Origin of the sequence: Wolbachia endosymbiont of Drosophila seguyi (genome assembly GCF_028981765.1) — a bacterium.
Lineage (GTDB): Bacteria > Pseudomonadota > Alphaproteobacteria > Rickettsiales > Anaplasmataceae > Wolbachia > Wolbachia pipientis.
In genome coordinates, this window is record NZ_JAPQLM010000156.1 from 1 (window position 1) to 6,785 (window position 6,785).

The window sequence follows — 6,785 nt, forward strand, 5'->3', positions numbered from 1 at the left end:
CTATCCATTTTTTAAGTTGGCGTTTTTTTATGTTTTAAACGCTTTATAAGCGCGTTTCAGCTTATGTAGGCAGAAGTTTTATAAAGACATAAGGTGCACATAGTGCAAAAAATTAAACATGAGACGCCAGATACGTGAGTTTTTTTGTCATTTAATCTGTACAGAGAAGATAAATAAATAGCTTCAATTTTATGATAAGAGGGCTGGCGGAGTTTGTCAAGGAAGTTTTTTCGTTTCTATTCCCAATAAAAGTGCGTTATATGGTTATGCAAGAAGTCTATTTACCCATTTGCTTAACTTTCTCTCTACTTTTTCTGAGTAAGGCCGCTATTGGCATGACAGACATTCATCGTAGTCAATATCTGTTTTTTGTTGCAATATTTCACTTTTTTTGAATATGTCATGCGAGACCTTATCGGCTCTCTGCATTGATTGTGATCTGCAGTAATATAAGCTCTTCAATCCTTTTTTCCAAGCAAGCATGTGTATTTTGTGCAAGTAACGTTTATGTACGTTGGCAGGTAAGAACAGATTTACTGATTGAGATTGACAAATATACGAAGTTCTATCACTTGCATGTTCTATAATCCATCTTTGGTCAAGCTCGTACGCTGTTTTAAATGTCAATTTTTCATGCTCACTAAGAAAATCTAAATGCTGAACGGAACCCTCGTTTGTTGAAATTGAAGACCATATTTTATCATTGTCTTGATTTTTTTCTGCTAATAGTTTTTGCAAGAATTTATTTCGCACTACAAATGAGCCTGTAAGTGTCTTTTGTATGAATACGTTTGCTGCGTATGGTTCTATTCCAGGGGAGGTATTACCTGCAATAATGGAGATCGAGGCAGTAGGAGCAATAGCGAGTTTGTGTGTAAACCTTTCCATTAGATCAACTTCTTTGGCATCAGAACATGCTCCCTTTTCTTCTGCTAATTTTTTAGAAACTATATCTGCTTGCTCGCGTAAATACTTAAATATTTTTTTATTCCATTGTTGTGCTGTTACTGATTCAAAAGGAACCATTTTGCTTTGTAAAAATGAGTGAAAGCCCATCACACCAAGACCAATACTGCGTTCTCTGGCTGCAGAATATTTTGCTCGCTGCATTTCATTCGGTGCTTTATTTATGAAATCTTCCAATACATTATCAAGAAAGCGCATTATACCTTCTATGAAGAGTTTATTGTCTTTCCATTCTTCGTAGTACTCAAGGTTTACGGATGATAGACAACACACAGCAGTGCGTGACTTATTCAGGTGATCATAACCTGTGGTTAAAGTTATTTCACTGCATAGATTTGACATCTTGATGTCTAAGTTGAGCTTTTTGTAAGATTCTGGCTTATTGTTATTTGTTGCATCAAGGAAAATAATGTAAGGTTCTCCAGTTTCAACTCTTGCTGTTAATATTTTGATCCATATATCCCGCGCTTTTACAGTTGAAATAACCTTATTGTTGTGAGGGCTTATTAAATTCCATTCTTGATCATTCTCAACAGCCTGCATAAATTTATCTGTTACTATTACAGCATGATGTATATTTAACGCTTTGCGATTTGGGTCACCGCCTGTTGGCTTGCGTAAATCTAGAAACTCTTCTATCTCCGGATGAGATACAGGAAGGTAGACTGCTGAACTTCCTCGCCTTAGGGATCCCTGACTAATTGCAAGTGTTAGAGCATTTTGCACTACAATAAATGGAACAATTCCTGATGTTTTGCCGCTACCCTTTACGCTTTCGCCTATTGAGCGTAAATTTCCCCAATAACTACCTATGCCTCCTCCACGTGCAGCAAGCCAAACATTTTCGTTCCATAGATCAACTATTCCCTGCAAGCTGTCTTCGGTTTCATTAAGAAAGCAAGAGATAGGTAACCCTCTCTTAGTGCCACCATTGCTGAGTATTGGTGTTGAAGGCATGAACCACAAGTTGCTCATGTAGTCATAAAGACGCTGCGCATGTTCTTTATTATCAGAATAGTAATTAGCAATACGTGCAAAGAGGTCTTGATAACTTTCATTTTCTATTAAATACCTGTCTGATAGAACTGCTTTTCCAAAGTCGGTTAATTTGCTGTCCTTTGCGTAATTAATGGTAATGTTATTCATAAAGTTCCTTTTATTCTTTTATTATATATAGGTACTTAAAAGTCATTTTGAGCGATTTTTAAGTTAGGTTTTTCGGATTTTTTTGTTGATGCTGTAATGCAAACAAGATACCGTCAACCTGACTGCCATATATTTTACAGTAACTCATATAACTTATTTGCATATTTATTTCTTTTGCAACATGTTGAACATAACTTTCTGAGTGACGAAAATAGTCTCCTTTGTTTACAAAGTCAATACCTTCACCTTCCTTTCTTCTTATTAAACATACAATAACTCCTTTTTTGCTCGTAGATCTTTTTGCTAATTCCAACTCTTCTTGAAAGTCATGTAGATAATGTAGCACTTCAGCAAAGATAATTACATCATACTGCTGGTTTTTCTCTTGTTTAAGAAACTCTTTCATTTCCATATGTATTAATTCATTGTAAACAGGCTTACCTTTTATAAAGCATCCTCTTGCGATATTTAGCATTCTACTTGAAATGTCAATTCCTGTTATATGGTTTCCAATACTATTTATTTTCAAGAAATGACCACATATTCCAGTTCCACAACCAAGGTCGAGTATATTGAGCTCAGAAGTGGAGTTGTTGAAGATTTTTGTAATTATCATGTGTACAAGTTCATGCCCTCTATATTGTTTGGCAATCAACCAATGCTCAACAAAATATTCACCTGTGTAATCAAAATATTGTCTTATGAGGTTTTTTGGCAATTCTGTAATAGGCGCTGAGTTTGTCATTTTTTTTATATAGTAAGACGCCTCCTCGTGGTCATTATCTAATTTTAGTGCCCTTGTTAAATAATTATAAGCTTTGTTAGTATTCCCTACCGCAAAATGACACCTTCCGATGTTATACCAGACTATAGGTAAATGGGGGTAAAATATGCTAATTAACCAAAATCGTAACTTTGCATCTGATATGCTACCTTTATAAAAGTGATATAAACCGATTTCAATGTTGGTGTTTAACAGGTTCTTAGATTTTTTAAGAAGCACTGTCATTTCTTTATGAAGAGTATTATATTTATTCACAATGAAGTGTTTTACTTTCTTAATATTTAATACGCCAATGAGCTTAGACATACAATTTAAAGCAACGTTTTTTATAAAAGAGAGATTACTTTTCATACGTTAGAAATACTCCGAATGTTTATTATCATTTTTAGGCAATTGATTTTAACACATTTTATCTTACAAAATATCTTTTTTATTAATTTTTACTGTATATATAAGTTTACCACATATTTCTCAGATTATACTGTTTAGGATTGCTAGTATATTGTTGTTGATAATATAAGTAAATGTTTTGTGCAAAAAGGCGTTGACATATTATTTATTAGGTTATAACATATAAAAGATTAATTTAGTTTTTAGATGTTTGACAAGTTTTATGGTAGAGATTAATTTAATCTCAATTCAATTTTAATAATATTTAACTCTGCATATTCTGCATATAGTCGGATAAATAAATTATTAAGAGCACTTGATGGATGCCTTGGCGTTAAGAGGCGATGAAGGACGTGGCAGGCTGCGATAAGCTGTGGGGAATTGTCAACAAATTTTGATCCGCAGATTTCCGAATGGGGAAACCCAACTAGTTTAGCTAGTTATTACGTACTAAGTATGTAAAGCAAACTTGGTGAACTGAAATATCTAAGTAGCCAAAGGAAAAGAAATCAACCGAGATTCTGTTAGTAGTGACGAGCGAAAGCGGAAAAGGCTAGTGATTTAAGAATAAGAATTAGAATACTCTGGAAATAGTAACCATAGAAGGTGATAGTCCTGTATAAGTAGAAAGTTTTTAAATCCTTGAGTAGAGCGGGGCACGTGAAATCCTGTTTGAATATGGGGGGACCATCCTCCAAGCCTAAATACTCCTTAACGACCGATAGTGAACAAGTACCGTGAGGGAAAGGTGAAAAGAACCCCGGGAGGGGAGTGAAATAGAATCTGAAATCAAGTGCTTACAAACAGTTGGAGCTCTATATCAATTTATTGATATTTAGAGTGACAGCGTACCTTTTGCATAATGGGTCAGCGAGTTAATCTATGAAGCAAGCTTAAGCCGTTAGGTGTAGGCGTAGCGAAAGCAAGTCTGAATAGGGCGTTTTAGTTTTATGGATTAGACCCGAAACCAAGTGATCTAGTCATGACCAGATTGAAGGTGTGGTAAAACACACTGGAGGATCGAACCAGTTAATGTTGCAACATTATTGGATGAGTTGTGATTAGGGGTGAAAGGCCAATCAAACTTGGAAATAGCTGGTTCTCCGCGAAATCTATTTAGGTAGAGCGTTGTATGTATGTTGTTGGGGGTAGAGCACTGGATAGACTAGGGGGATTCACCGTCTTACCAAATCTAACTAAACTCCGAATACCAACAATTAATTATACAGCAGGCACACTACGGGTGCTAAGTCCGTGGTGAAGAGGGAAACAACCCAGATCACTATCTAAGGTCCCAAAATTACAGCTAAGTGGGGAAGGAAGTAGAAGAACCGTTACAGCTAGGAGGTTGGCTTGGAAGCAGCCATCCTTTAAAGAAAGCGTAACAGCTCACTTGTCTAAATAAGTTTTTCTGCGCCGAAAATGTACCGGGGCTAAAGCTGTATACCGAAGATGTGAGTGCTTATTGATTTCGATCAATAGGCGCGGTAGCGGAGCGTTCCGTAAGTCTGTGAAGGTGGTTTGTGAAAACTGCTGGAGATATCGGAAGTGAGAATGCTGACATAAGTAGCGTAAAAGAGTGTGAAAAACACTCTCACCAAAAATCTAAGGGTTCCTACGTTAAGTTAATCTGCGTAGGGTTAGTCGGTTCCTAAGGCGAGTCCGTAAGGGAGTAGTCGATGGCAATTAGGTTAATATTCCTAAACCTCTTAAGTGTGACGGGTTTCGTATTTGTATAGATCTTATTGGATTGATCTATGCTTAAAAGAAGCTCCAGGAAATAGCACTTATATTTATGAGGCCGTACCGTAAACCGACACTGGTGGATGAGTAGAGTATACTAAGGTGTTGAAAGAATGATGTTGAAGGAACTCGGCAAATTATACCTGTAACTTCGGAAGAAGGGTAACCTGCTTTTAGGCAACTATGAGTAGGTGGCACAAAATAGGGAGTAGCGACTGTTTACTAAAAACACAGGACTCTGCAAACACGTAAGTGGAAGTATAGGGTCTGACGCCTGCCCGGTGCTGGAAGGTTAATAGGAAGGGTGCAAGCTCCGAATTGAAGCCCCAGTAAACGGCGGCCGTAACACTGACGGTCCTAAGGTAGCGAAATTCCTTGTCGGGTAAGTTCCGACCCGCACGAATGGCGTAACGATTTCTCCACTGTCTCCAACATCACTTCAGCGAAATTGAATTCCCCGTGCAGATGCGGGGTACCCGCGGTTAGACGAAGAGACCCCGTGCACCTTTACTATAGCTTTACATTGTTATTAAAAGTGTGATGTGCAGGATAGGTGGGAGACTTTGAAGTTATGGCGCTAGCTATAATGGAGTCAACCTTGAGATACCACCCTTTACACTTTTGATATCTAACTATGTTTCATTATCTGGAACTAGGACATTGTATGGTGGGTAGTTTGACTGGGGCGGTCGCCTCCTAAAAAGTAACGGAGGCGTGCGAAGGTAAGCTAGAGCTGGTCGGAAATCAGCTTGATAGTATAATGGCATAAGCTTGCCTGACTGCGAGGCTGACAAGCCAAGCAGAGACGAAAGTCGGTCATAGTGATCCGGTGATTCTGTATGGAAGGGTCATCGCTCAACGGATAAAAGGTACGCCGGGGATAACAGGCTGATGGTGTTCGAGCGTTCATAGCGACGACACCGTTTGGCACCTCGATGTCGACTCATCACATCCTGGGGCTGAAGAAGGTCCCAAGGGTTCGGCTGTTCGCCGATTAAAGTGATACGTGAGTTGGGTTTAGAACGTCGTGAGACAGTTCGGTTTCTATCTGCCGTGGGTGAAGGAAATTTGAGAAGGTCTGACTCTAGTACGAGAGGACCGAGATGGATATACCTCTGGTGTACCAGCTGTTATGCCAATAGCATCGCTGGGTGGCTATGTATAGATGGGATAATTGCTGAAAGCATATAAGCAAGAAACCCTCTTCAAAAAGATTTCCCAATTAAGGCCGTGGAAGACTACCACGTTGATAGGCTAGGTGTGGAAGCATGGTAACATGTGAAGCTAACTAGTACTAATAGCCTGATTGATTTATTTGCTTTCTATATGTGTGTATGCAGTGTTAAATATTAAGTTAAAATTGTTAAGTTAGAAATTTTTATTGACTTGGTGGCTATAGCAAAAATGAACCACCCGATCTCATCTCGAACTCGGAAGTGAAACTTTTTAGCGCTGATGGTACTTGGAAAGGGAGAGTAGGTCGCCGCCAAGTTTATAAAAATTTCTTTGTTAATTAGACAGTAGGTATACTTATATTTTAACTTTCTTGTTTTGTTACTATTCTTTAAGTTTTTACTTTAACTACGATATCTTTTTTTTCTTATATGTTCTTGGTCATTTTCTACATTATTTAGCATTGTTCCTACTTCCCCTAATTGATTCCCTTTTGAAGGAGAATTACTGACTTCTGGTAATATTACATTACCTCCCACTTTTTTAAATAATTCTTCTTGTTGGCGAAATGCTGACCTCCAAT

Annotated in this window: 2 protein-coding genes and 2 rRNA genes; 2 read left to right on the forward strand and 2 right to left on the reverse strand. The window is 37.9% G+C overall.

Features of this window, described 5'->3' with window-relative positions:
* Positions 1-327: 327 nt before the first annotated feature.
* Positions 328-2,112 (reverse strand): ribonucleoside-diphosphate reductase subunit alpha, encoded by a 1,785-nt coding sequence (locus OZD62_RS03980; RefSeq protein ID WP_275019474.1) that lies wholly within the window; start codon positions 2,110-2,112, stop codon positions 328-330.
* Positions 2,113-2,170: 58 nt separating this feature from the next.
* A complete protein-coding gene (locus OZD62_RS03985; RefSeq protein ID WP_010082287.1) occupies positions 2,171-3,247 on the reverse strand; it encodes a methyltransferase domain-containing protein in 1,077 nt (358 codons plus the stop codon).
* A 335-nt stretch (positions 3,248-3,582) separates the two neighbouring features.
* Here OZD62_RS03985 and OZD62_RS03990 point away from each other — a divergent pair.
* Both OZD62_RS03990 and rrf read left to right on the forward strand, forming a co-directional pair.
* Positions 3,583-6,348 (forward strand): 23S ribosomal RNA (locus OZD62_RS03990).
* Between the two features lie 66 nt (positions 6,349-6,414).
* Positions 6,415-6,521: ribosomal RNA gene (gene rrf / locus OZD62_RS03995) — 5S ribosomal RNA — on the forward strand.
* Positions 6,522-6,785: the final 264 nt, after the last annotated feature.

What these genes read in the sequence shown, in the direction of transcription:
- OZD62_RS03980 (WP_275019474.1), bottom strand. Translation starts at nt 2,112, where the DNA reads ATGAATAACATTACCATTAATTACGCAAAGGACAGCAAATTAACCGAC.
- OZD62_RS03985 (WP_010082287.1), bottom strand. Translation starts at nt 3,247, where the DNA reads ATGAAAAGTAATCTCTCTTTTATAAAAAACGTTGCTTTAAATTGTATG.